The organism is Acinetobacter sp. ANC 4973 (assembly GCF_002135275.1).
GTDB classification, from domain to species: Bacteria; Pseudomonadota; Gammaproteobacteria; order Pseudomonadales; family Moraxellaceae; genus Acinetobacter; species Acinetobacter kyonggiensis.
In genome coordinates this window covers 77,935-102,285 of the sequence record NZ_NEGM01000009.1, presented here as the reverse complement: position 1 = coordinate 102,285, position 24,351 = coordinate 77,935, and the positions used below count along the sequence as shown (strand labels likewise).

Genomic DNA, 24,351 nt, shown 5'->3' with positions numbered 1-24,351 from the left:
GCTTAGACTGACTAATACCAAAATTTAAACAAAAACAGGTGTCCGAATCATGCCAATCTATAATGCGCCACTTGCAGATATGAAATTCATCCTTAATGATGTATTCAATGCAGAGCAATTCTGGCAAGCCAATGAAAATCTTGCATATATTGATGCTGCGACGGCAGAAGCTATTCTTGAAGAAATGGCTAAATTTGCGCAAAACGTGACTTTACCCATCAACCGTACCGGTGATGAAGAAGGTGCAACATTTAGCAATGGCAATGTGACGACTCCTGCTGGCTTTAAAGAAGCATTCAAACAATATGCTGAAGGTGGCTGGATTGGTTTGGGCGCTGACGAAGAATGGGGCGGTCAGGCAATGCCAAAAATGCTGACTGTTCTTTCTGATGAAATGTTATTTGCAACCAATCCATCATTTATGCTCTACCCGCTTCTTTCTGTGGGTGCAGGTATGGCGTTAAACAGCTATGCATCACAAGAGCAAAAAGAAACTTATTTACCTAAAATGTATACAGGTGAATGGTCAGGTACCATGTGCTTAACAGAGCCACATGCAGGGACGGATTTGGGTATTATTAAAACCAAAGCTGAACCGAATGCAGATGGTACGTACAACATTACAGGGACTAAAATCTTTATTACCGGTGGTGACCACGACCTTTCTGAAAACATCATTCATCTTGTTTTAGCAAAAACACCGAATGCACCTGCTGGTTCACGCGGTATTTCATTGTTTATCGTGCCGAAATTCATGGTCAATGCTGACGGTTCATTAGGTGAGCGCAATACAGCAGGCCCAGGTTCAATTGAACACAAAATGGGGATTAAAGCATCTGCAACTTGCGTGATGAACTTTGATGCTGCTAAAGGCTACCTTGTTGGTAAAGAAAATGAAGGCTTAGCAGCAATGTTCGTGATGATGAACTACGAACGTTTATCGATGGGTATTCAAGGTCTTGGTGCTTCTGAATATGCTTACCAAAATGCAGCACAATACGCGACTGACCGTTTACAAGGTCGTAGCGCTTCTGGCGTTCAATCGCCTGCTAAACCTGCGGACAGCATTTTAGTTCACGGTGATGTTCGTCGTATGTTACTCAATGCACGTGCCAATAATGAAGCATCTCGCGCATTTGCAGTTTACGTGGGTCAGCAACTGGATATCACTAAATTCTCAACCGATCCAGAAGCAATTAAAGCGGCAAATAACCGCGTAGCTTTACTAACTCCAATTGCAAAAGCCTATTTAACCGATACTGCTTTTAATGCAGTCATTGATTCGCAAATGGTGTTTGGCGGTCATGGTTATATCCGTGAATGGGGTATGGAACAATGCGTACGTGATTTACGTATTGCACAAATTTACGAAGGCACTAATGGTGTTCAATCGCAAGATTTTATTGGTCGTAAAACCATTAAATGCAACGGTTTATTCATTGCAGAATATATTTCTGAAATTCGTGACTTTGCCAATGGTTTAGACGCTGAGTTAAACTTCATTAAAGATGCAACATTAGATGCTGCAACTGAAATTGAAGCCGTGACGCAATATGTAATTGAAGCTGCAAGTGAAAATATCGAATTCCCGAACTCTGCGGCGGTTGATTACCTGCATGCAGTGGGTCTTTTAAGCTTCTCGTATATGTTCGCAAAAATTGCCAATGCAGCAAAAGCGAAAGATGGCGAGTTTTATCAAAATAAATTGGCACTGGCGCAATACTTCGTACAACGCATTTTGCCAGAGCTTGAACTTCGTATTACCAAAGTAAAAGCAGGTTCAGAAGTGATTATGAACTTTAGCGAAGACTACTTTACGACTCAGGCTTAATTTTCTGAACTAAGCTTTAAAAACGCCTGCTTTGTCAGGCGTTTTTATTTTGGATGATCTTTTTTATTTTGGATGATATTTTCGAATTGTCTCAGACATTTCAGGATGATGTTTTTCTAAAGCATGTGCGACATTTTCAGCATCTACTTTTGAACGATTCTGACTAACCTTAAATTTTCCAATAATTGAAGAAATTTCAATTTCGATTGCCACAATTTTCTCAAGTTGCTCTTCAATAAAATCATGTGGTGCATCCCCCATTTTCCAAGGAATATCCTGTGATGATTCATGAGTACGCGTTAAACGCGCCAATATTCCACGTAAATATTTCTGGTCTTCTATTTTTTGGATGCTTCCTGTGACATGCACCACACGATAATTCCAAGTCGGAACAACGCGATGATGCTCATGTTTACCCGCATACCCATTCGGAGAAATATAAGCCTGCTCTGCCTGAAAAATCACATATACAGATAAGGGCTGATCTAACATTTCAAACAAGGGATTTTCTTTTGCAATATGTCCTTTGAGTACACCCAACTCGCCTTGTGTTGAATCTAATTCGAGTGGAATATGATTCGCCTCGATTTTTCCATCATGGGTGACAATCACACTCGCCAATGAATGTTGTTCAATTAAGTCGAAAAGTTCAGGAAGATTTTCCTGTTTAAAATGCGTAGGTAAATACATTTATTATACTCAAAAAATCAATATCGCTAAATTCTAAAATCAATACTGCACATGAGTCATTGTAAAATACTATTCTCTATTGGTCTTTATCTGCGACTAGACTAAGCCAACAGCGATAAAGCATGAGCTACAGCCCTCTTATTCACATAGAAAATAGAATCAATAATTTTTGATTTATCTTTCATGTGCATGAAATTTGCATGCTATTTAATACATCTTAGTTTTTATAAAAGTAAGGAGGAAAAAATGTCTGAACGAAATCCCAAAGTTGAAAAAATTGAAGCCCTCCTCGATAAATTAGGCAATTTAGCTGTTGAAACCTTTCACTATGTCGCGCTGTTTATTATTGGCTGCATGGTGGCATGGTCTGCGGTACATACCGTGATTGATATTTTAACCGTCAAACAATATGCAACCATTGATGATATTTTATTGTTATTTATCTATTTAGAATTGGGGGCAATGGTCGGAATTTATTTTAAAACCAACCATATGCCAGTGCGCTTTCTAATTTATGTTGCAATTACAGCATTAACTCGCCTGCTCATTTCCGACATTCAGCATGACCATAAAGCAGATTTGGATCTGATCATTATCACAGGTTCTATTCTGATTTTGGCTTTTTCAATTTGGATTGTACGGTTTGCATCTTGGAATTATCCCTCTGTAATTCGTGACAAGCACAGTGAAAAGCCGCTACCTGAAGGTAAAACACCTCGTCCACAAGATGATGAATTGGCTTAAAGACATCATGTTTATTCAATCCTCCTTTAGCTATAAGGGGGATTGAATAAAGTTTAAAATATTGTTTTAAACTAAGTACAAAAGAGGATTAAGAAAAAAAAATTATTCAAACACCGTGCTAAAAAATATTTTTTGATTATCGATTCGGCACCAACACATAGCGACCATGTTCATAAATCCAATACATTCCTGTAGGCGGTGCGGGTAAACCTAAACGGCGCCAATCGGTAATTAAAACCGAGTTTGAACTTTCAATTCGGGCTGTATTCGGATCACCATTCACCCAGCTATAACTTTGTGAGTTCTGCGTAATGGTCGTTGGGGCATGGTATTGAATACTCACCCCATTTTGTATTGCTGGATAGCCACCATGTGGCGGATATGCTGGATAAGACGGTGTTGGGCGACTCGGATAATGAGGTCGATGTTGTGGGTAACTATTTGGTGGATAGTTATTTTGTGGATAATTCGGTTGATGCAAGGAAAAATTAGGTCGACTTGAAGTATAGTCATTTGATGGATAATTATTTTGCGGATAGCTCGGTCGATGTTGATGTTTGCTGGTATCGACACCTTGATAATTTGACCAACGGTTTTCCGCTTGAGTCATTGCTGAAGCCCCAAGAAGCACCATGCCACCCAGAGCATAAAGAATTGCTACTTTCATCAGAGACTCCCAATATCGTTGATACAACCATTCTAATCTCTAGTTTAGGATAAAGAATGGATAAAAAACCATCTAATGCAACGTTTTGTAAACCAAATATTTGAATCATTTCATGCGTTCATGCAACTAAGCATGCCCGATGTTTATGCTAAGATATTCTTTTTTGTTACTGGATCAAGCAGAGTGTCTGATTTAAGTTTTGACCGCCTACATCAATTCTTTTGTAAAGTGCCGAGTATACAAGAAGCATTGATTGATGCTTATGGTTCAGATGGTCAACATGCATGGTGGTTTAAATTTCAAATTAATGTAGAGCACCCTCTGGCATGGCAAACCGTGCAAGAATTGGGACATGTGCTGAATTACATTTCAAAGAATGAACGCCTGCCAACGCAGTTCCTACCTGTTTCACCGCCCCCTTATATGAATGGTGAAGCAAAAGACTTTTTAGCTTGGGTGATTCAATGTAATCATCCTGACTTTCCACCCGATGTGGTGTGCGATTGGCTAGAAGCACGTTTACCACAACCCGTTGAAGATGAAAGCCAGTGGAAAATTAAAACGGATTTAGCTGAACTGGATAAAATAAAAGATGCCGATTTGGATAAGTTAGTTCCACCCAATCCACAATAATATTTTGAGTAAAAAAAGCGCTTAATGCGCTTTTTTATCTTTAAAAAATTCAATTTCCCTCTTGTGCCATATACAGCTCATCTTTAAAAAAAGAGGGACGTTCATCCTTCCTTATTAAGACTTAAATAAGATAGCTCCTCCCTTTCTCAAAGGGAGGTTGGGAGGGATTTAAAAAATTTGGAACGATTTCCTAAAAAGTCGATACCCCACTCCATTCCATAAAGCGATAAATTGCATATTTCAATTTCGACTCATCCGCATAAATACGGTAATCAACACTCATATTTTTACCTTCTAAGTTCGACCAAGCGGTATTAAAATATTGATTGGCATCGTTAAAGACCTGCGCTTGAGATGCACCCACGACACGTAAATCAGTTTCCAAATTATAATTTTTAATGTTCCGTGCCGTGAAATTTGCTGAACCTAAAATCAGCTCGGCATGTTGTGCATTGTGTTTCACAATCATTTTGCTATGACACTGTTCACCTTGGGTCTTACACCAACGCACAGGTATGCCAGCATCATTGAGTTCAGATGCCACTTGACGGTTTGGAATACCATTTTTTTGACGACCGAAAGCATCTTTATTCGGATCAAGTAACACGCGAAGTTTTACCCCACGCTGATGTGCCGCAATTAAAGCTTTGACAATATCCCGTTCCGACAAATAGAACATGGCTAAATCAATTTGCTCTTGTGACTTCGCCGTTTCAATCAATCTGAGTGTTGCATCATAAATGGCTTTTTCAGTCAGCACCTGAACTTGAGGCAAAGACTGCTCAGCCTCAAACTCGCCAACAATCACCATCGGAATATCACCTTTGGACATTCTGCCTACAGCCTGTTCAGTCTTTAATACATCAATTGCAGTATTACCTGAAACCAGCAAGGCCACGTTGGAATGACGTGAGCTGCCATCATGCGGGTTAGCAGAAGTCACTAAAGTTTTCCAACCCTGAGCGGTATCCACCACCAAAGTTTTACGATGATTGGCTTTAAAATTAAATAAGTTGAAATAACTCCGCAAGGTAATCTTTTGTTGACCAAATGGATTAGGCAACCAACCCTTTTCAGGATTATTGCCTGCATCTTGACAACAGATATACCAAATACCTGACCAGAGTGGATTGGATGCACGTAGCGGTGTTAAATCCGTTTCAATCACATCAATCCCCGCTGCGCGTAACTGACGATAATGCGCTGGTGCAACACCGCCATAGACTGAATTAATCGGGTCGGTAATGACCTTAATTTCAATATTCGGTTGTACGCGGCGTTTTAAAATTAAAGTATCGGTGAGTTGCTGAGTAAGTGTACGGTGCACCACACCAGATTCGCCAACCTCTTTATTGAATAAGAACATATCCAGCACAATGGTGCTTTGTGCCTCATCAATCATTTTTAACATTTGATTAAAAATATGGTGCTCTTGTTGTTGTTTGCCCTGCATATCAATATAGGTTTGATCGGCGATAAATTCCACCTCAGCATGGCGCAACTGCCCCGTAAAATCCAAGCCCTCAGGCAAGGGCTTATAGGTATGATAAATCGCTGATGAGAGATAGCCCAAAGCCAATAAGCTGACCATTACGCTGACATAACGACGGCGTGACCAATTCAATTTTTGATGAATTCGTTGAAAAATACGCATAACAAAAAACCTAGTCCAATCGCATCAGACTAGGTTTTATGGTTTTATTTTTCAAGAGGTTTTCTGTGAATTAAGCTTCAGCTCTAGACTGTTTTATGGCTTGAACTTAGAAACCAAACTCTAAACCTACTGTAAAGTTACGTCCAACTTGTGGAATATTCGACAAGAATGAAGCATGTGAATAGACCTGATCATCTAACAGGTTATTGGCTTTAAAATACACGCGATAATCATTGTTTTTCGCGTATTGCCCTGCATAAGACACCCCTACATTGACCATATTATAGCCACCTGTTTCATGTTCATAACTGGCAATTTTGTCCTGATTAAACACATGATAATACTCAGCCAAACCTGACCAATGGTCATCAAAATTGGCATCTACTTTCGTCCCCACTCGACCTGCTGGAACGCGTGGTGCATTGTCGCTTTCAATTTTGCCACGGACATAATCACCGAATACACTCACTTTATACTCATCGGTTACAGCATAAGATGCTTGCGCTTCTGCACCATAAAATTTAGCTTTGTCTTGGGTATAATCGACTAAACGAAAATCTTTGTAGGATGCTGTGGTATTGGCATAAATATAATTATCAAACCAGTTATGATAAACATGCACATGGTAATCCAACTTATCTTGCTCATAATGTAAACCAAGCTCGATATTATTAGATTTTTCTGCGCTTAAATTTTCATTACCACGTTCATAGGTATTGGTCGCAAAATGCTTGCCATTGGCATACAGTTCTTGCGCCAAAGGTAAACGCTCTTGATGAGAACCGACCACAGACAATTTATAACTTGGTGCAAACTGCCAATTCACAGCACCTGAATAAGAAAAACCATAATCATCAAAATCTTTTTGATTGGAATCAATTTCAATTTTTTGCTGATCTAAACGCGCACCCAATTCCACATGCACATCATTAAATTGCTTATGTTCTAAAGCAAAAAGACTCCATTTTTGTGTTTTACTTGGATTCAATAAAGATTCTTCACCAGTAATATCCAGTTTTTGCTGATTATATTGTGTCCCAATTACCCCTTCCCAATTGGCAATAGGATTGTGTACCAATTCTAAACGCGCATCATAGCCCTGACTTTTAAAGCTGGTTGCCACCGTATTTTCTTCTAGTTCGTCATGTTTATAGTCAGTATAACTGGCATGGGCACGTAATTTTTCAAAGCCTGCAAAGGGGTTATTCAGTTCAGTGCGGAAATCATAGCGTTCCGATTTAAGGTCAACCCACGGTCCAGCAGCATGCTCATCTTCATCATGAGTATGCCCTGTATGACTGCCACAATGCAAATTATTGTCATGCGGATGACAGTCTTCATATTCATGACTGTGCCCTGGCAAACCATACTGATCTTGACGGTTACTATATGAAATCCCGCTAAAACCACGCTCATGAATCCAAGATAAACCGACATTGACGGTATCGCTTTGAGTAAAGGTATTGCCGACACGACGTTCTTTTTCTAATTCGCCATCATGGTCATGAAAATAATTCGGTGCAATATAACTATTCGCATCTCGAGTCGAACCTTCTACCCGTAGTGCAACTTGACTCCCCAAAGCTACGGTTGCACCCGCACTGGCTAATTTTTCATCACTGCCAGAGTTATAACGAATCCCCGCCTGCCCCTCGATGCCTTTTTCTGGCATTTGGGTGGGAATTTTATTGTCCGTGACATTGACTAAACCACCCACTGTGCCTGCGCTATATAGCAAGGTCGATGGCCCACGAATAATTTCCACTTGCTTGGCTAAAATTGGATCTACAGTCACCGCATGGTCAGGAGATAGTGTAGAAACATCGGCTGTTTCTGAGGCATGTTGTAGGACTTTGACGCGTGGCCCATCTTGCCCACGAATCACGGGACGACTAGAACCTGAGCCATATTGGTTAGAATACACGCCCAATTCATCTGCAAGTGCATCACCAATAGTTGCTCCACGTTCAGCCAAAGCCTGATGCTCTACCACATGATCTGCCACAGCAAAATCGGCAGCCGATTGTACCAAGGGATGTGCTTTTAATTGAATGGTTTCTAATTGTTGGTTTTGAAGATGATCATCAGCAAAAACGACAGGCGTAATGACGGCAAAGATAGACAGTGTAATTAAATTCTTATGAAAGGACATGTGCAGGCTCAAAGCGACAAAATCTGAATAGTGTTATAATATAACATTTCATCTTTTTTGCAATAAAAAACATTTCTTTTAACCAGCTTCGGCTAGACTGTATTTTACCCATTAAATCATCATTGAATTTTAAAGATTTTTAGATGCCTTTTACCATATCGCATGCTGTACTCGCACCGCCTATTTCCAAGTTAACAGGTCATGCACTGCCTGTTGCTGCACTGGCTATTGGTTGTATGGTGCCTGATTTATACCGCTTATTTACCCAAGAAAATTCCAATACCACCCATTTATGGACATCAATTATTCATCCCGACTTATGGATTGGCTTGGGTTTTTGTCTACTTTGGTATCTGCTCTATCGCCCTGTGATTTACCGTTTGAGTGGGCTTCAGCATCCATTACATATTGAGAGTTTCAAATCAGCCATTCAATTTTTAATGGGGGTGATTGCAGCGGTGCTTGTCGGCACAGCAACGCATATTATTTGGGATGGCTTAACCCATGTCGATTTTAGAACCTTTGCCTTTAAAGACTTTCTAAGTCAAAACCTGACCTTGTTTCATCATCAATATCCTGTGCATCGCATCTTACAGATTGGCAGCTCTATTGTAGTTTTACCCATTTTACTTTCCATGTGCCTGCAATATTACCGACAACATCAGCAACACCACTCAATTAGCCGAAAGATTAAACGCTTTGCTGTCGCGCTTTTACTGACATCTTTCGTCGTTGGTTGTTTTTCTAGTTGGGATTATGCACGCTATTTTTCTACAGAAATCTGGCAGGCAGATCTGTACTTTTTTGTCGGTAAATCCATCAATGAATTTACCCAAGGGGCTTTATCCGTATTTACCTTAGGCAGTCTGTTGTTCTTATTTTTTGATCGCGATCATCGACTAGGTTAATACGCTAAAGTGAAATGATTCAGCAATTTTCAGTGATTTGGCGTTGTTTTTAGATCTACTTCTTGTGACACCCTGCCCAAAGAGGCATAATTCAACATTCAAAGGCGGTACGCTGTTTACGTATACGCTTGCCTTAACCCATATAGTTGGATTTTTTACGCTATGATGCGAACTCATTACTGCGGTACTTTAACCGAATCTCAAATTGACCAAACCGTTACATTATGCGGTTGGGTACATCGTCGTCGTGACCACGGTGGTGTTATCTTCCTTGACATGCGTGACCGTGATGGTCTTGTGCAAGTGGTAATTGACCCAGATACACCTGAAGCGTTCTCAACAGCTGACAAAGCGCGTTCTGAATTCGTACTTAAAATTACAGGTCGTGTACGTCGTCGTTATGAAGGCACAGAAAATGCCAACATGGTGAGTGGTCAAATCGAAGTTCTAGCCAAAGACATCGAAGTTCTGGCTGCTTCTGAAACGCCGCCATTCCCATTAAATGATGAAAATACCAATATTTCTGAAGAAGTTCGTTTGAAATATCGCTTCCTTGATATTCGTCGTCCTGAAATGCTTGATCGTTTACGTTTCCGTTCTAAATTGACCAACCTTATTCGTAACTATTTCGAAGAAAATGGTTTCTTAGACGTTGAAACACCTATTTTGACCCGTGCAACACCTGAAGGCGCACGTGACTATTTAGTGCCAAGTCGTGTATCGAACGGTAGCTTTTATGCCCTGCCACAGTCACCACAGTTGTTTAAACAATTGTTGATGGTGGGCGGTATTGATCGTTATTACCAAATTGCTAAATGTTTCCGTGACGAAGACTTACGTGCGGATCGTCAACCAGAATTCACCCAGATCGACGTTGAAACATCGTTCATGAGTGACGATGACATCATGGATTTAATGGAAGTTTTAACCATTAAGATGTTCAAAGAACTGCTTAATGTTGACTTCGGAAAATTCCAACGTATGACTTATGCAGATGCGATGCGTGATTATGCATCTGACAAACCAGATATGCGTATTCCTTTGAAATTGGTTGACGTTGCAGACATGATGCAAGACGTTGAGTTCAAAGTATTCGCAGGCCCTGCTAAAGATCCTAAAGGTCGTATCGTTGCACTTCGCGTGCCGGGTGCAGGTTCATTGCCACGTAGCCAAATTGATGAATACACGAAATTCGTCGGTATCTACGGTGCGAAAGGCTTGGCTTATATTAAAGTCAATGAACTTGAAAAAGGCATCGAAGGTCTTCAATCACCAATCGTTAAATTCATCGAGCCAATCGTACTGGATTTGTTGAAACGTGTTGGTGCTGAAAATGGCGACATCGTATTCTTCGGTGCAGATAAAGCTAAAGTTGTGAACGATGCGATGGGTGCGTTACGTATCAAAGTCGGTCATGACATGAAATTAGCGACTTGCGAGTGGGCACCACTTTGGGTTGTTGACTTCCCAATGTTTGAAGAAACAGATGATGGCAAATGGACGTCTGTACATCACCCATTCACGCTACCAAAATCGAGCGTTGAAGAAGTGAAGAACAACCCAGGTGCTGCGTTGTCTGTCGCTTACGACATGGTCTTGAATGGTACTGAAGTGGGCGGTGGTTCACTACGTATTTATACTTTAGAAATGCAACAAGCCATTTTTGAAGCACTGGGCATTGATGCTGAAGAAGCTGAAGAAAAATTTAGCTTCTTACTTAATGCTTTACGTTATGGTGCGCCTCCACATGGTGGTTTAGCATTCGGTCTTGACCGTCTGGTAATGTTAATGACAGGTGCTTCGTCTATTCGTGAAGTGATTGCCTTCCCGAAAACCAAGACTGCGGAATGTCCTTTAACTCAAGCGCCTGCGCCAGTTGAAGCAAATCAGTTACGTGACCTCGGCATTCGTCTACGCGAAAAACCAAAAGCTGAAGTTAAAGCAGAAGCTTAATCCTTTAAATTCAGTAATAAAAAACCCTGCTCATGCAGGGTTTTTTATTACATTGAGATCAGGTCTTGAGAATGGCATAATAGCGACCTATTTTCTCCTTTGGTGTGAGCTAAACCTTATGGCTATGCGTCCTGCTGTCCGTCGTCGTGCACTTGTATTAATGGTATTCGCTATCGCTCAGTGGTTATTTATGCGTTACATTTTAGCCAATGGTTTATTTAATATTGATACTAATCAACGTATTTTATATTTTTGTGTCAGTAGCTTAGGTGGCGCCTTACTCATTTTTGTGAGTTTAATTTATATGGTCTTAAAAGGTAATGCCGATAAACCTGAGTAATCTTTCTCTAGCGCCACTAGGTTGACCTGATTTTATTGCCTAGTGGTTGTATTTCATTTCTTATTTTGTTCTCAAGACTTTTGATCTCATTTTCTATACTTTAGAAATGGCGCAGCCGCATTCATGCGATAAAACTCTTTCCAGAATTATTCTTTTTATAATGATATTAACTATAAATGAGTTGCGCTGTTATGTATCTTTTATTCAAAATAGTTGCTTTGCTCCCTCTTTCTCTGTTGCAGTTAATCGCCTCTTGGATTGCTATTTTACTCAATAGTTACAACTCATCCATGAAACGAATTACCCACATTAATCTACAATTGGCCTACCCAGATTTAAGCACGCAGCAGCAAAACATATTGATTAAAAATAGCTTAAAAAGCCAATGTATGACCTATGTTGAGTCGATTAAATGTTGGGGAATGCCACCCAAATATAATTTAGCTTTATTCAAAAATATTTATGGTGAACAGTATTTTACTGAAGCCTTAGCCAATAAAAAAGGTGTGATTGTGGTGATTGCGCATTTTGGCTGTTGGGAGCTTTTAAATGCATGGCTGAATCAGTATGCCTCACCAATGATTATGTACAAACCAAATAAAAATAAAGGCATTGATCGCTTTATGTTAGAAGCACGCCAACGACTGAATGCCACCCTCGTTCCCACCGATGAAAATGGCGTACGTTCAATCTTCAAGCACCTCAAACAAGGCGGTTTGACCGTCATATTACCCGACCATCTGCCCAAAGAATCTGGCGGAATTTATTCAAACTTTTTTGGTCAAAAAACATTATCAACAACATTGGTATCAAAATTAGCCAGCAAAACCCAATGTAATGTGATTGGACTCAGTTGTATTCGTGATGAAGTTTCTGGTTTTAATGTTCATTGTTCACGACTTTCCGATGATATTTTGTCCAAAGATTTACAAACTTCCGTGGATCGCCTCAACCAAGACTTAGAAGAGATGATTAATATCGCTCCTGAACAGTACTTATGGTCTTACAAGCGTTTTCGCAAAGTTGAAGGGCAAGAGAATATTTATAATCACTATCGGTAAAATATATTTTAAATTTCACCCTATATTGTGATCAATTATTAAGGGTGGCATACTTATGTGCATCCTTTAACAGTATAAATCAATCTATAGCTATATATTTATTTTGTATAATTATGCTTAAATTTCAGATAATTAATTTGTGTTAGTTTAATTGATAAAATGTTACAAGGATATCTTCATGGAATCTAATAGAAAATTTAAGATCCTTATTATTGGAAAACGTGGCGGAATTTTACAATGGTACGAAAATTTAATTGCAGCCCAACAACAAAAAATCGAGTATGAAATTGAAGGTTTTGCACTCAATCACAATAATATTAAAGAGCGTTTTCTTAAAAAACTTCTTCCAAATAAAGAAATATATACGGCAGCTTTATTGAAAAAAAAATTAGAAATTTTTAAGCCTGATCTAATTTTAATTGCTGATTTATTTTATTTTGATTCACACTTATTGCAGGTATTAGCTTCATCTCCAGCAAAAAAAGCACATTGGATTGGTGACTTTTTTGATAACAGACTCCTAAAATCAAAAAATGTAATTGATCTGTATTGTTTTACGGACTCCAGCTTTATACAAGATGCAACCGAGCTGGGATTAAGCAACACAATTTACCTTCCACTCGCCTATAACCCAGCTGTTTTCTTTGACAAGAAGGAATCTAAATCGAATCGTCTTATTTTCATAGGTGCTTGGAGTCAAGATCGTCAAGAATTAATTGAACAAATTCCAGTTCCAATGTCTGTGTATGGTAAAGGTTGGGATAAACTTAAAAAATCTGAATGTGATATTCACCCTTATAATATAAAATTAGATCAAGTTGCAGACCTATATGGACAACATAAATATGTCCTAAATATCATTAATAAAAAAAATATTCGTCAAGGTATGAATATGCGTTGTTTTGAAGCACCTGCCTGTGGTTGTATTTTAGTCAGTGAATATGTCAAAGATCTTGAATATGCTTTTAATATAGAAACTGACATTATTTCTTTTTCAAATCCTGTAGAATTGTCCCAGAAACTCCAAAATATCAATATTCATCCTGAATTGGCAATGTATAAAGTCCAAACATGTCATAACTATAACAATCGGTTAAAGACATTAGTTAAAATGCTTTTATGCTCATAACCATTTCATATCAGTAGGTTGCAACCCAAGTGTTTGTTAGTATTATCGTCCCTAGCTACAACCATGCTCAATTTCTAGAAGAACGAATTGAAAGCATTCTTAATCAAGATTTTCATAATTTTGAAGTCATACTTTTAGATGATCTTTCTCCTGACAATAGTTCCGAAATATTAAAAAAATATCAAGACCATCCAAAAGTTAGCCATTGTATTATTAATGAAAAAAATTCTGGATCAACATTTTATCAATGGAATAAAGGAATTGATTTAGCCAAAGGTGAATTGATTTGGATTGCTGAATCTGATGATGTTGCAGATCCACATTTTTTAGCAAAGCTTGTTCCAAAATTTGATCAAAATCCAAATTTAGTCTTAGCTTATAGCCAATCATATCGTATGAATGCGCAGGGTGAAGTAACAGGCACATGGAAAACACATACCGATTCAAGTGATTCTGAGTTATTCAGCCATGACTTTGAACTCTCAGGCCTAGAATATTTCGAAAAATTTTTAACCTTTCAAAATACCATCCCAAATGCCAGTGGCGTTGTTTTCAAGAAAAAGTGCTATTTAGATGTTGGTGGTGCAACCCCAAGTCTTAAATTTATTGGCGATTGGGAAATATGGGCTAAAATCATTTCTCAAGGAGATATTTTCTTTACTTCAGAATGCTTAAATTATTTTAGATACCACGACACCAGTGTGATCGCTCAAGCGAAAAAAAAGAAAGATCACTTTGAAGTAAGAAGACAAGTCATTCTTTTCAGAGAAAACATGTCAATTTTTTTGAATGCTTATCGTAAAATTCAAAGCAAAGCCAGTAAAGCTTATACAATAAATCAAAAAAAATTATCAATCGAATTAAGAAAAAATGCATCTTTAGCGATTCGACGGAATTATTACAAAAAAATTATTCCAACCAGTATAACGGCTCTCAAAACGATGCCTGTTTATATTGCACCCTTCTATATTATTAAACTACTTTTACAGTTAATCATTTCTCTATTATTGATTACTCCGTACAAATTATTAATGAAGAAACCACGATAAAGTTAACTTCTATTAATTAAATATCACTTAATTTCATAAATAATTTTTAAGGACTGCACGATGAAACTCTTTGCATTTTACTTACCTCAATATCATACAATTCCTGAAAATAATGCATGGTGGGGTAATGGCTTTACTGAATGGACAAATGTTAAAAAAGCTATGCCCTTATATCATAAACACAATCAACCTCGTGTTCCTTTAAACAACAACTATTATGATTTGTCTAATGATGCCACGCTAGCATGGCAATCAAAACTCCTTAAAGAATATAAAATCGATGGTTTATGCTTTTACCATTATTGGTTCAAAGATAAAAAATTATTAGAAAAACCAGCTGAAAATTTATTGAATAACAAAACAATAGATATGCCTTTTTTCTTTTCTTGGGCCAATGAACCGTGGACAAGAAGTTGGGATGGCTTAAACAACAATATCTTAATAGATCAAGATTATGGTGACAAACAGGATTGGATAGATCACTTTAATTATTTAGAACCTTTTTTCAAAGATTCCCGTTATGTTAAACATAATGGCTATCCAATATTTGTATTATATAGATCAGCTAATTTCAAACTATGTAAAGATTGGATTGAATGTTGGAGAGAACTCGCTCAACAATGTGGTTTAGGTGATATTCATTTTATATCCTCATTAACATCTTTTGAGAAAGACCCAAGAGAACTAGGATTTAATGCATCCTTATACTTCGAACCAATGAATACAACATCTCATCACCTTTTAGCCTATAAACAATCTAAATCAGAAAAATTTACTAAAAAGATTTCCACTATAATGAATAGATTTCATGGTTTTAACGATAAATTAGACTATTTCGACTATGACCATACATGGCAATCGATTTTAAATAAGAAAACTAGCGAAACAGTTTATGCAGGGGCATTTATTGCTTGGGATAATACTCCTAGAAAACAAGCAAAGGGTTCTATTTCTATCGGTGCAACTCCAGCCAAATTTGAACAATATTTTTCATTACTTTATAAACAAGCAAAAGAGAGCAATACCCCTTATATCTTTATTAATGCTTGGAATGAATGGGCTGAAGGTGCTTATCTAGAACCAGACACGAAATATCAATATCAACATTTAAATGCCATTCGAAATACTGTTGTGAAATCAAATTTTTAATAAATTAAAAGCCTCTTTAATAATCCTAAATTATCAAAGAGGCTTTAGTCAAAAAATTTAATTATTTAGAGTGGCAGCAGAATTATCCTTATCACTTACCAAAACCTCATCTACTTCAGACAAAGGCCAATCAATAGCGAGTGTTGGGTCATTCCAAATAATTGCCCCTTCACTTTCTTTATTGTAGTAATTAGTGGTTTTATATAGGAATTGCGTATTATCCTCTAATGCAATAAAACCATGCGCAAACCCTTCTGGTATCCAAAACATAGTCTTATTTTCTGCACTCAGCTCAACACCAACCCATTGACCATAAGTTTTTGATTCTGGGCGAATATCTACAGCAACATCCCAAACCTTTCCCTGTACCACTCGTACCAGTTTACCTTGGGCATGTGGTGCATTTTGATAATGTAATCCACGTAATACCCCCTTTTGTGACAAGGAGTGATTATCTTGGACAAAGTGTGGGATAGGCAAACTCAGCTCATTTAATGCTTGTTCAAATCGCTGTTGATTAAAACTTTCCATAAACCAACCACGGTCATCTCCAAACACATTGGGATGAAGAATCAAAAGCCCTTCTATTTTGGTTGTTTCAACTTTCATTTAGCTTCACCCAACAACTTGTATAAATATTGACCATACTCAGTTTTCTTCAATGCATCTGCGCTTTCTGCTAATTGTGCTTTGCTAATCCAACCTTGATGAAAACTAATTTCTTCCAGACAGGCCACTTTTAAAGATTGACGCTTTTCAATGGTATAAACAAATTGTCCAGCTTCAAGTAAAGACTCGTGTGTACCTGTATCTAACCATGCAAAGCCACGACCTAACAGCTCAACATTCAATGAACCATCTTTAAGATAAGCATTATTAATATCTGTAATTTCAAGTTCGCCTCGAGCCGACGGTTTTACTTGTTTGGCAAATTCAATAACACGGTTGTCATAGAAATATAATCCCGTCACAGCATAGGCTGATTTAGGTTGACTTGGCTTTTCCTCAATACTCAGAACTTTACCCGATTGATCAAACTCTACTACACCAAATCGTTCTGGATCGGTCACATGGTAACCAAAGACCGTTGCACCCAATGCACGTTCAGATGCTTGTTGTAATTGATCGCTAAAATGTTGGCCATAATAAATATTATCGCCCAAAATTAAGCACACATGATCTTGACCAATAAACTCCTCACCAATTAAGAATGCCTGAGCCAAACCATCTGGCGAAGGTTGTACTTTATAACTCAGCTCAATACCAAATTGTGAACCATCACCTAGTAACTTTTCAAAATTAGGTAAGTCTTCAGGTGTTGAAATTATTAGCACTTCACGAATACCCGCTAACATGAGTACCGAAAGTGGATAATAGATCATCGGTTTATCATAAATAGGCAGTAATTGTTTAGAAACACCTTTTGTAATAGGGTGCAAACGCGTACCTGAACCACCCGCTAAAATAATACCCTTACGTTTTAAGCTCATTTATTTAATATCTCCGTGAGTGCTCTTTTAGCACCCTGTTCCCAAGCGGGTAAATTCAATTGAAAAATCTGTTGTAACTTTTGATTATTTAATCGTGAATTATGCGGTCTTTGCGCAGGTGTAGGATAAGCCGATGTTGGAATTGCATTCAACTTATTTACAGCTAACTCACAGCCTAAAAGACGAGCTTGCTCAAAAATAAAATTAGCATAATTAAACCATGATGTTTCACCACTTGCCACTAAGTGATAAATACCAATTTTACGCTGATCTGCTAAAGTTTGAGAAATTGCATGAGCCGAGATATCAGCAATCAATTCAGCTGATGTTGGTGCACCAATTTGATCATCAATGATAGAAAGTTCTTCCCGTTGTTGAGCTAAATTCAACATGGTTTTTAAGAAATTTTTACCTTTTACAGCATAAACCCAAGATGTTCTAAAAATAAGATAATCACAACCGCTATTTTTAATTGCCTGCTCACCTAATGCTTTCGTTTTCCCATAAACATTTAATGGTGCAATATCATCTGTTTCACTAAATGGCTGATCACCAGCACCATTAAATACATAATCTGTTGAATAATGCACAAATAAGGCATCAATTAATTGGCAAGTTCGAGCAAGTTCTTGAATACTTAGATGATTAATTTGATCTGCACGTTCTTGTTCAGATTCAGCCAAATCTACTGCTGTATAAGCAGAAGCATTTACCACCACATCAGGCTTTACACTCAAAATAGAATCACAAACAGCTTGTGTTTGGCTTAAATCACCACACAAACCCATCACCCCGTAACGGTCTAAGGCAATAACTTCACCTAATGGTGCAAGTGCACGCTGCAACTCCCACCCGACTTGCCCATTCTTACCTAATAATAGTATCTTCATTTATTAATACTGCTTAACTAACCAAGATTGGTATTCACCGCTTTGCACGTGTTCAACCCACTCCGTATTCTTTAAATACCATTCTACCGTCTTACGTAAACCAGTCTCAAAGGATTCTTCAGGTATCCAATTTAATGCATTCTTAATTTTTGTCGCATCAATTGCATAACGTACATCATGACCAGGACGGTCCTTAACATAGGTAATTAAGTCTTTGTATTGAACAATTCCTTCAGGCTTCATTGGGGCAAGTTCTTCAAGCAAATCACAAATTGCATGTACAACTTCTAAATTAGCTTTTTCATTATGCCCACCAATATTATAGGTTTCACCCACAACACCCTCTGTAACGACTTTGTATAGCGCACGTGCATGATCTTCAACAAATAGCCAATCACGAATTTGCTGACCATTACCATACACAGGCAAAGGCTTACCTTGTAAAGCATTGAGAATCATCAATGGAATTAGCTTCTCTGGAAAATGATATGGACCATAATTATTTGAACAGTTTGTAATTAATACAGGTAAACCATAAGTACGATTCCATGCACGAACCAAGTGATCTGAGCTTGCTTTACTTGCAGAATAAGGTGAACTTGGAGAGTAAGGTGTAGTTTCGGTAAATAGGTCTGTTGTACCTTCTAAATCACCATAAACCTCATCAGTTGAAATATGATGAAAGCGAAATTCCGCTTTCTTTGTATCATTTAGCCCCAACCAATATGCTCGACTTGCCTCTAACAATTGGTATGTGCCAATAATATTAGTCTCAATAAAATCAAATGGTCCAGAAATTGAACGATCCACATGTGACTCTGCCGCTAAATGCATTACAACATCTGGCTGAAATTCTTTGAATAATTGATCCAATGCAATACGATCACAAATATCTGTTTTAGTAAATTGATAACGTTCATTTTTTGACACTGAACTCAAGGATTCTAAATTCCCTGCATAAGTTAATTTATCAACATTTAAAACTTGATGTTCGGTATTCTGAATAATGTGACGAACAACAGCTGAGCCAATAAATCCAGCACCACCTGTAACTAAAATTTTCATATGGGTATCCAATATCAACATATTCTGAATTACAACTTCCACATTTGGACTGTAAATAATTAATTTTTATAAAATCAACTACGATTAAATCTATTTATCTAATTTGAACGCAATAAAGCTTTTTCTTTACCATCCCAAATATATAAGCTCGCTCAAACGAACAACTTACAATTCTTAATAATTTAGCCATACTCGTAGCATAATTTAAATAAGTGAATTATAACATTCAATAAAAGCTTGGTATTATAGATTTAATCCCTTCCAAGCAATTTCAATAATATTATTTATGAAGAATTTGTCGATTTTACTCATCCATGATGATCGAGCAGGTCATTTGAACCCAAGCTTAGGTATTTGCGATCAAATTGAAGATGGTTTTCACACAAAAATTTCTAAAATTAAAACACCTTATTTGAAAAAATGGGGCATTAGTCTATTAAAAAAACTGTCTTGGTATCCCTCATTTTTCGATATTTTAGCTCAAATAGCCTATAAAAATACCTCAATTCAACAAAATTATGACTTGATTATTTGTTCAGGCATGCCTAATTTACTTTATGCTATTTATTTAAGCCGTAAATACAATTTACCTATTTATTATGCTGGAGATACCCGAAAAATTAATGATGCTTTAATTCAAACCACCATAACGGCATTACCGCAAAACATTAAGACTCAGCAAGTCATCTTAACGACACCACCTGTAAAAAAAATCTTTACTCAGCTACAAAATGATGTATTAGATTTAAAATCAGCCTTACTGGTATTAGGTGGACCGACCACTGAACACCCTTTTCAAAAAGCTGACTATGAAAATATGATTGATAAATTCATACAGCTATGCAAAAAACAAAAGCTTACGGCATATATTACCAATTCAAGAAGAACACCTGAACTTGAACAGACATGGGAAAGACTGCAAGATCATCCAAATCTTGAATTACACCTGATCAATAATCCTTGCGCTAAAAAATTCCATGAGCTTATTCACTTATCTAGCTATATTTTTGTAACGGAAGACAGCACATCTATGCTGGCAGAAGCAATTCAATCGGGTCGCTTTGTATCCTCTATTTATATGAAAACTTCTGTTTTTGAGCCTTTAAATCAAAAGTATCTCAAGGAGGGCTTAATGAGTCGACAGAATCGAGAGGATACTTTTATCCTACCCAGCACTAGAGATTTAACCAAGTTAAATTTAAGCGAAGCACTCATAATAACTATTCAACATAATCTGGAAGATTGAACATGATTTCCATTATTCTCACTCATTTTAATAAAGGCTTATTATTAAATCGTACAATCGAATCCTTACAACCTTGGGATGATATTGTGCATGAAATTATTGTGGTGGATGATCACTCTACTGATCCATCATGGAGCCAAAATTCAACATACATTGTACAAACCTATCCTAAAATAAAAATCATTCAAAATACTGAGAACAAAGGACCTGCTGTTCGCCTAAATCAAGGTGGTTTTGCAGCGACGGGTGATTATTTATTTTTTATGGATTCTGATGATGTATTAGCACCTAATCGCTTACAGTTGTTTTTGACAGCGATGAAAAATCAATCTGCCGACCTATGCTATGGTAAAAAAGTAAAAACTCATGATCTGAATGAAATTCAGAAACATACCACTGCGACTTGGGAAAGCAGCACAAATGCTCTTCATTACATCTTAAAAAATAATATTATGCAAATGTGTGTAATGTGCAGTAAGGAGCTTTTTCTAAAAGCCGGTGGTTGTAATGAAAAGATTTTTATTCAAGATGAATCGCTAGCATTAAATTTAGGTAAATATTCTCAAAAAATTATTTCCACTGATTTAGATTGTGTATTTGTAATTTTAGATGAAGAGGAAACCACACGGGTTCGAGGCGAAAATCGTCTTTCTCGCCATCTCGAGCAACAGCACTATGATATGTTCTTCACCATTGATGATTTCTTACAAAACTATCCAAATATTGATCAAGAAAATAAAACCCTTCTCATTAAAAAAGCATTTTCAACCTATTGGAAAAGTATAAAAAACACTCCTCAGCAACGGTTTTCTGATTTGCTTATTTATCTTGCAAGCAAAGTTTCACCTTTAAAGATATGGGATAAAAATCATCAACATCTCATCGAATACTTTGAAAAGCTAGATCATGTTCGCAAAATTCGTACATAAAAAGGAGGCCTAAAAACCTCTTTTCCCCAATTTTAAACGTAATTTCACGGCAAACATCGAATCTTTACCGCTAATTTTAATGCGCTGTAACTGCATAAAATCAGGATTTAAGCCATCAATTCCTTCTTCTGTGGTTACGGCATTGCTATAGCCAGCTTGTTTTACCAAAGCAACATCACGCTGTGAATAAATCCCAAATGGATAAGCAAAACTTGTCACCGACTTAGCCGTTAAATTTTCTAATTGTTGTTTCGATTGAGTTAATTCTGCCAAGCACTCAACATCATCTAATTTATTTAAATTGGCATGAGTCATAGTATGTGAACCAATTTCAACCAAGCTACTATTTGCTAGAAATTGAACTTGCTCATCGTTCAGTTTAGCTTCACGCGCCAATTCACCACTATTATGATGTGCTTTTTTATAGGTAGACCAATCACGATCATGACGATCCACAACAATATAAATAGTGGCTTTAGCTTGGTATTTTTCCAAAATTGGATAAGCATTTTCTAAATTATCCAAATAACCATCATCAAAAGTAATAGCCACTGTTTTTTCAGGGTGTTTACCCCAATTCTTCTGCAACTCTTGCATTGTCACAAAATGAAAACCTTCAGCTTTCATCCATGCAACCTGCTTTTCAAATTCCTTTGGCGCTACGCGTAATTTATTAAACTTTGCACCATCAATATGCTCTCGTACCATGTGGTACATTAATACACGTGGTCGTTTCCAGTCTAATGCTGGCTTCCACCATGTATATTTATAACTAAAAGCCATGACTAAAACCAATAGAAAGATAAGAATATAAATCACAAAAACAACCTGATTATTGGGCTAAAAGATATGTTGCCACACGCTCCGCTTCTTTAAAAGCATGAGGTTCAACTAACATTTCAATAGATGTCTGGTTAGAAACTAAATTGGATTGAATAATTTGATCAATAGACAAAGTAATACGATCTTCTTTAACACGGTCAATTTCAATCACCCCAACCTTACACCCTGCGGTGAATGCCTCAAAAATCATCGAAACACTGTCTTCAGTGACCCAAACGGCTTCTGCTTTTTGCATTTCTTCAAAAATCCAACCTTGCGGGGTCTGTTCAACTGGAAATATGTGTAGATGAGATGCCAATGGACTCTCATTCAAATGCTCTAAAAACACTTTCGGTGTACGCCGTGAAGTGGTCAAAATAATCTCAGCTTGAGAATGGTTCTTCACGATTTGATCAATTGAAGCTAAAACCTTTTCTTCATTCCATTGATGGCGTTTCGATGATCCACCTAGGGCAATTAAAATTCTATTTTTTTGATGGCGCTGTTCATTCACAATCGGATTGAGCGCACCTTTTGTGGTGATAACATGAGCAGATGCTTCAATGCCATCATGTTCAGGAATAATCGCATAATTAAACCAAGTAAATGGAAAATTCGGCTTCATCATAATCACGGTTTTGGCTTGCGGATACACTTTTCCCAGCAATAAAACACGTAGCTGAGTGTGGCTGCCTACGCCAAAAATATAATCCGGTGACTGAGCAACAGCCGACGTGCTTTGTTTGAATGTCGCCAATAACAAACTAAAAATGGGCAATTGATCAATGAGAATCTCTTCAAAAGTCACCGCTTCTATACTTTGTCTTTGCATTGCCTGATACAAACCAATTGCTTGTGAGCGATGCCCCGCCTTTCCATCACTAACATAGACAATATGCATAAAAATGTCCTTCGAAAAGAATTAACCTAAACCTAGAAAATACATAAGCCATAAAAAAAGGCGAAAACCAAGTTTTCGCCTTTTTATCTTAACTGATCAGCTTATTTTACGTAAGTTAACCAGTGTGCATATTTAGGGTCTTTACCCTGAACTGCATCAAAGAATGCTTTCTGGATTTTCTCTGTAATTGGACCACGCGAACCACAACCAATTTCACGGTCATCATATTCACGAATTGGTGTAACTTCCGCAGCAGTACCGGTAAAGAATGCTTCATCACCAATATAGAACTCATCACGGGTAATACGACGTTCAATCACGTCATAACCCAAGTCTTTGGCAATGGTGATAATGGTTTGACGGGTAATACCGTCTAATGCACCACCCGAAATATCTGGTGTATGCAGCACGCCATCTTTCACTAAGAATACGTTTTCGCCTGAACCTTGGCATACATAGCCTTGTGGGTCCATCAACATTGCTTCGTCATAACCCGAGTGTGCCACTTCCTGATGTGCAAGAATAGACAAGGTATAGTTACCTGACGCTTTTGCTTTACACATAGTCACGTTTGGATGGTGATGGGTAAATGATGATGTTTTAACACGAATACCTTTCGCCATTGCTTCATCACCAAGGTAAGCACCCCAGCTCCATGCAGCAACAGTGGCATGAATGGTATTGTCTGTTGCAGCGATCCCCAGTTTTTCAGAACCGATAAAAATAATTGGACGCAAATAGCAAGAAGCCAATTTATTTTCACGTACCACATCAATCTGAGCTTGCTCTAATGTTGCTTGATTATATGGAACTTTCATTTGATAAATTTTTGCAGAATTCAGCAAACGTTTAGTGTGATCTTGCAAACGGAAAATCGCGGTTCCATTCGGAGTTTCATAGGCACGGACACCTTCAAAAACACCCATACTGTAATGTAATGTATGAGTTAAAACGTGAATTTTCGCTTCACGCCAATCAACCATCTGTCCATCTTGCCAAATAAAACCATCACGATCAGCCAAATTCATGACACAAACTCCAATTTTTA

General features: G+C 37.6%; 23 protein-coding genes. 12 read left to right on the top strand and 11 right to left on the bottom strand.

Features of this window, described 5'->3' with window-relative positions:
- The first annotated feature begins 49 nt into the window (after positions 1-49).
- The gene (locus B9T30_RS12195) at positions 50-1,831 is read left to right on the top strand and encodes an acyl-CoA dehydrogenase C-terminal domain-containing protein (protein WP_086185230.1); all 1,782 of its coding nucleotides are present in this window, start codon (positions 50-52) and stop codon (positions 1,829-1,831) included.
- A gap of 63 nt (positions 1,832-1,894) precedes the next feature.
- On the opposite strand, the gene B9T30_RS12190 is transcribed toward B9T30_RS12195, so the two are convergent.
- Complete coding sequence (locus B9T30_RS12190; protein WP_086185229.1) at positions 1,895-2,521, bottom strand: FMN-binding negative transcriptional regulator; 627 nt, start codon at positions 2,519-2,521, stop codon at positions 1,895-1,897.
- 246 nt (positions 2,522-2,767) lie between these two features.
- Between B9T30_RS12190 and B9T30_RS12185 the strand changes: the two genes are divergently transcribed.
- Positions 2,768-3,265, top strand: coding sequence for a phosphate-starvation-inducible protein PsiE (locus B9T30_RS12185; protein WP_086185228.1), 498 nt, complete (start codon positions 2,768-2,770; stop codon positions 3,263-3,265).
- 136 nt (positions 3,266-3,401) lie between these two features.
- Here the strand turns inward: B9T30_RS12185 and B9T30_RS12180 are convergent, their stop codons facing one another.
- The gene (locus tag B9T30_RS12180; RefSeq protein ID WP_086185227.1) at positions 3,402-3,932 is read right to left on the bottom strand and encodes an RcnB family protein; all 531 of its coding nucleotides are present in this window, start codon (positions 3,930-3,932) and stop codon (positions 3,402-3,404) included.
- 183 nt (positions 3,933-4,115) lie between these two features.
- Between B9T30_RS12180 and B9T30_RS12175 the strand changes: the two genes are divergently transcribed.
- The gene (locus tag B9T30_RS12175) at positions 4,116-4,565 is read left to right on the top strand and encodes a hypothetical protein (protein ID WP_086185226.1); all 450 of its coding nucleotides are present in this window, start codon (positions 4,116-4,118) and stop codon (positions 4,563-4,565) included.
- A 190-nt stretch (positions 4,566-4,755) separates the two neighbouring features.
- On the opposite strand, the gene B9T30_RS12170 is transcribed toward B9T30_RS12175, so the two are convergent.
- Both B9T30_RS12170 and znuD read right to left on the bottom strand, forming a co-directional pair.
- Positions 4,756-6,219, bottom strand: a complete 1,464-nt coding sequence (locus B9T30_RS12170; RefSeq protein ID WP_086185225.1) for a phospholipase D family protein — start codon at positions 6,217-6,219, stop codon at positions 4,756-4,758.
- 106 nt (positions 6,220-6,325) lie between these two features.
- On the bottom strand, positions 6,326-8,371 hold the full coding sequence (gene znuD / locus B9T30_RS12165) for a zinc piracy TonB-dependent receptor ZnuD (RefSeq protein ID WP_086185224.1): 2,046 nt from the start codon (positions 8,369-8,371) through the stop codon (positions 6,326-6,328).
- A 143-nt stretch (positions 8,372-8,514) separates the two neighbouring features.
- Here znuD and B9T30_RS12160 point away from each other — a divergent pair, with 143 nt between their 5' ends.
- The 7 genes from B9T30_RS12160 to B9T30_RS12130 all read left to right on the top strand — a co-directional run bounded on the left by B9T30_RS12160 (position 8,515) and on the right by B9T30_RS12130 (position 15,960).
- On the top strand, positions 8,515-9,279 hold the full coding sequence (locus B9T30_RS12160; RefSeq protein WP_086185223.1) for a DUF4184 family protein: 765 nt from the start codon (positions 8,515-8,517) through the stop codon (positions 9,277-9,279).
- A 162-nt stretch (positions 9,280-9,441) separates the two neighbouring features.
- Positions 9,442-11,232: an aspartate--tRNA ligase gene (gene aspS / locus B9T30_RS12155; RefSeq protein ID WP_086185222.1), complete on the top strand. Its 1,791-nt coding sequence runs from the start codon at positions 9,442-9,444 to the stop codon at positions 11,230-11,232.
- Between the two features lie 118 nt (positions 11,233-11,350).
- Positions 11,351-11,572 carry a hypothetical protein gene (locus B9T30_RS12150; RefSeq protein WP_074946730.1) on the top strand — a complete coding sequence of 74 codons (222 nt, stop codon included), beginning with the start codon at positions 11,351-11,353 and terminating at the stop codon, positions 11,570-11,572.
- Between the two features lie 191 nt (positions 11,573-11,763).
- The gene (locus B9T30_RS12145; protein ID WP_086185221.1) at positions 11,764-12,633 is read left to right on the top strand and encodes a lysophospholipid acyltransferase family protein; all 870 of its coding nucleotides are present in this window, start codon (positions 11,764-11,766) and stop codon (positions 12,631-12,633) included.
- A gap of 178 nt (positions 12,634-12,811) precedes the next feature.
- On the top strand, positions 12,812-13,762 hold the full coding sequence (locus tag B9T30_RS12140) for a glycosyltransferase (protein ID WP_086185220.1): 951 nt from the start codon (positions 12,812-12,814) through the stop codon (positions 13,760-13,762).
- Between the two features lie 29 nt (positions 13,763-13,791).
- Positions 13,792-14,811 carry a glycosyltransferase gene (locus B9T30_RS12135; protein ID WP_086185219.1) on the top strand — a complete coding sequence of 340 codons (1,020 nt, stop codon included), beginning with the start codon at positions 13,792-13,794 and terminating at the stop codon, positions 14,809-14,811.
- 60 nt (positions 14,812-14,871) lie between these two features.
- On the top strand, positions 14,872-15,960 hold the full coding sequence (locus B9T30_RS12130; RefSeq protein ID WP_086185218.1) for a glycoside hydrolase family 99-like domain-containing protein: 1,089 nt from the start codon (positions 14,872-14,874) through the stop codon (positions 15,958-15,960).
- A gap of 57 nt (positions 15,961-16,017) precedes the next feature.
- Here B9T30_RS12130 and rfbC read toward each other — a convergent pair whose 3' ends face one another.
- Genes rfbC through rfbB form a run of 4 tightly spaced genes read right to left on the bottom strand, consistent with a single transcriptional unit; the run spans position 16,018 to position 19,405 of the window.
- Positions 16,018-16,569 (bottom strand): dTDP-4-dehydrorhamnose 3,5-epimerase, encoded by a 552-nt coding sequence (rfbC, locus tag B9T30_RS12125; protein WP_086185217.1) that lies wholly within the window; start codon positions 16,567-16,569, stop codon positions 16,018-16,020.
- The gene (gene rfbA / locus B9T30_RS12120; RefSeq protein WP_086185216.1) at positions 16,566-17,450 is read right to left on the bottom strand and encodes a glucose-1-phosphate thymidylyltransferase RfbA; all 885 of its coding nucleotides are present in this window, start codon (positions 17,448-17,450) and stop codon (positions 16,566-16,568) included. The genes rfbC and rfbA overlap by 4 nt, the downstream gene beginning before the upstream one ends.
- On the bottom strand, positions 17,447-18,340 hold the full coding sequence (rfbD, locus tag B9T30_RS12115; protein ID WP_086185215.1) for a dTDP-4-dehydrorhamnose reductase: 894 nt from the start codon (positions 18,338-18,340) through the stop codon (positions 17,447-17,449). Before rfbD ends, rfbA begins: the two co-directional genes overlap by 4 nt.
- Before the next feature lie 3 nt (positions 18,341-18,343).
- Positions 18,344-19,405 carry a dTDP-glucose 4,6-dehydratase gene (rfbB, locus tag B9T30_RS12110; protein ID WP_086185214.1) on the bottom strand — a complete coding sequence of 354 codons (1,062 nt, stop codon included), beginning with the start codon at positions 19,403-19,405 and terminating at the stop codon, positions 18,344-18,346.
- A 286-nt stretch (positions 19,406-19,691) separates the two neighbouring features.
- On the opposite strand from rfbB, the gene B9T30_RS12105 reads away from it, so the two are divergent.
- A complete protein-coding gene (locus B9T30_RS12105; protein WP_086185213.1) occupies positions 19,692-20,651 on the top strand; it encodes an ELM1/GtrOC1 family putative glycosyltransferase in 960 nt (319 codons plus the stop codon).
- A gap of 2 nt (positions 20,652-20,653) precedes the next feature.
- Entirely contained in the window at positions 20,654-21,580 is a 927-nt protein-coding gene (locus B9T30_RS12100; protein ID WP_086185212.1) for a glycosyltransferase family 2 protein, read from the top strand.
- 9 nt (positions 21,581-21,589) lie between these two features.
- Here B9T30_RS12100 and B9T30_RS12095 read toward each other — a convergent pair whose 3' ends face one another.
- The 3 genes from B9T30_RS12095 to B9T30_RS12085 form a co-directional block, all read right to left on the bottom strand.
- Positions 21,590-22,399, bottom strand: coding sequence for a polysaccharide deacetylase family protein (locus B9T30_RS12095; protein WP_086185211.1), 810 nt, complete (start codon positions 22,397-22,399; stop codon positions 21,590-21,592).
- Between the two features lie 13 nt (positions 22,400-22,412).
- Positions 22,413-23,303: an ELM1/GtrOC1 family putative glycosyltransferase gene (locus tag B9T30_RS12090; protein ID WP_086185210.1), complete on the bottom strand. Its 891-nt coding sequence runs from the start codon at positions 23,301-23,303 to the stop codon at positions 22,413-22,415.
- A 101-nt stretch (positions 23,304-23,404) separates the two neighbouring features.
- Positions 23,405-24,331 carry a branched-chain amino acid transaminase gene (locus B9T30_RS12085; RefSeq protein WP_086185209.1) on the bottom strand — a complete coding sequence of 309 codons (927 nt, stop codon included), beginning with the start codon at positions 24,329-24,331 and terminating at the stop codon, positions 23,405-23,407.
- Positions 24,332-24,351: the final 20 nt, after the last annotated feature.

Coding starts and splice junctions, on each gene's coding strand:
- B9T30_RS12185 (WP_086185228.1), top strand. CDS start 2,768: ATGTCTGAACGAAATCCCAAAGTTGAAAAAATTGAAGCCCTCCTCGAT.
- B9T30_RS12170 (WP_086185225.1), bottom strand. CDS start 6,219: ATGCGTATTTTTCAACGAATTCATCAAAAATTGAATTGGTCACGCCGT.
- B9T30_RS12100 (WP_086185212.1), top strand. CDS start 20,654: ATGATTTCCATTATTCTCACTCATTTTAATAAAGGCTTATTATTAAAT.
- aspS (WP_086185222.1), top strand. CDS start 9,442: ATGATGCGAACTCATTACTGCGGTACTTTAACCGAATCTCAAATTGAC.
- znuD (WP_086185224.1), bottom strand. CDS start 8,371: ATGTCCTTTCATAAGAATTTAATTACACTGTCTATCTTTGCCGTCATT.
- B9T30_RS12130 (WP_086185218.1), top strand. CDS start 14,872: ATGAAACTCTTTGCATTTTACTTACCTCAATATCATACAATTCCTGAA.
- rfbB (WP_086185214.1), bottom strand. CDS start 19,405: ATGAAAATTTTAGTTACAGGTGGTGCTGGATTTATTGGCTCAGCTGTT.
- B9T30_RS12195 (WP_086185230.1), top strand. CDS start 50: ATGCCAATCTATAATGCGCCACTTGCAGATATGAAATTCATCCTTAAT.
- B9T30_RS12150 (WP_074946730.1), top strand. CDS start 11,351: ATGGCTATGCGTCCTGCTGTCCGTCGTCGTGCACTTGTATTAATGGTA.
- rfbA (WP_086185216.1), bottom strand. CDS start 17,450: ATGAGCTTAAAACGTAAGGGTATTATTTTAGCGGGTGGTTCAGGTACG.
- B9T30_RS12160 (WP_086185223.1), top strand. CDS start 8,515: ATGCCTTTTACCATATCGCATGCTGTACTCGCACCGCCTATTTCCAAG.
- B9T30_RS12085 (WP_086185209.1), bottom strand. CDS start 24,331: ATGAATTTGGCTGATCGTGATGGTTTTATTTGGCAAGATGGACAGATG.
- B9T30_RS12145 (WP_086185221.1), top strand. CDS start 11,764: ATGTATCTTTTATTCAAAATAGTTGCTTTGCTCCCTCTTTCTCTGTTG.
- B9T30_RS12140 (WP_086185220.1), top strand. CDS start 12,812: ATGGAATCTAATAGAAAATTTAAGATCCTTATTATTGGAAAACGTGGC.
- rfbC (WP_086185217.1), bottom strand. CDS start 16,569: ATGAAAGTTGAAACAACCAAAATAGAAGGGCTTTTGATTCTTCATCCC.
- rfbD (WP_086185215.1), bottom strand. CDS start 18,340: ATGAAGATACTATTATTAGGTAAGAATGGGCAAGTCGGGTGGGAGTTG.
- B9T30_RS12190 (WP_086185229.1), bottom strand. CDS start 2,521: ATGTATTTACCTACGCATTTTAAACAGGAAAATCTTCCTGAACTTTTC.
- B9T30_RS12105 (WP_086185213.1), top strand. CDS start 19,692: ATGAAGAATTTGTCGATTTTACTCATCCATGATGATCGAGCAGGTCAT.
- B9T30_RS12180 (WP_086185227.1), bottom strand. CDS start 3,932: ATGAAAGTAGCAATTCTTTATGCTCTGGGTGGCATGGTGCTTCTTGGG.
- B9T30_RS12090 (WP_086185210.1), bottom strand. CDS start 23,303: ATGCATATTGTCTATGTTAGTGATGGAAAGGCGGGGCATCGCTCACAA.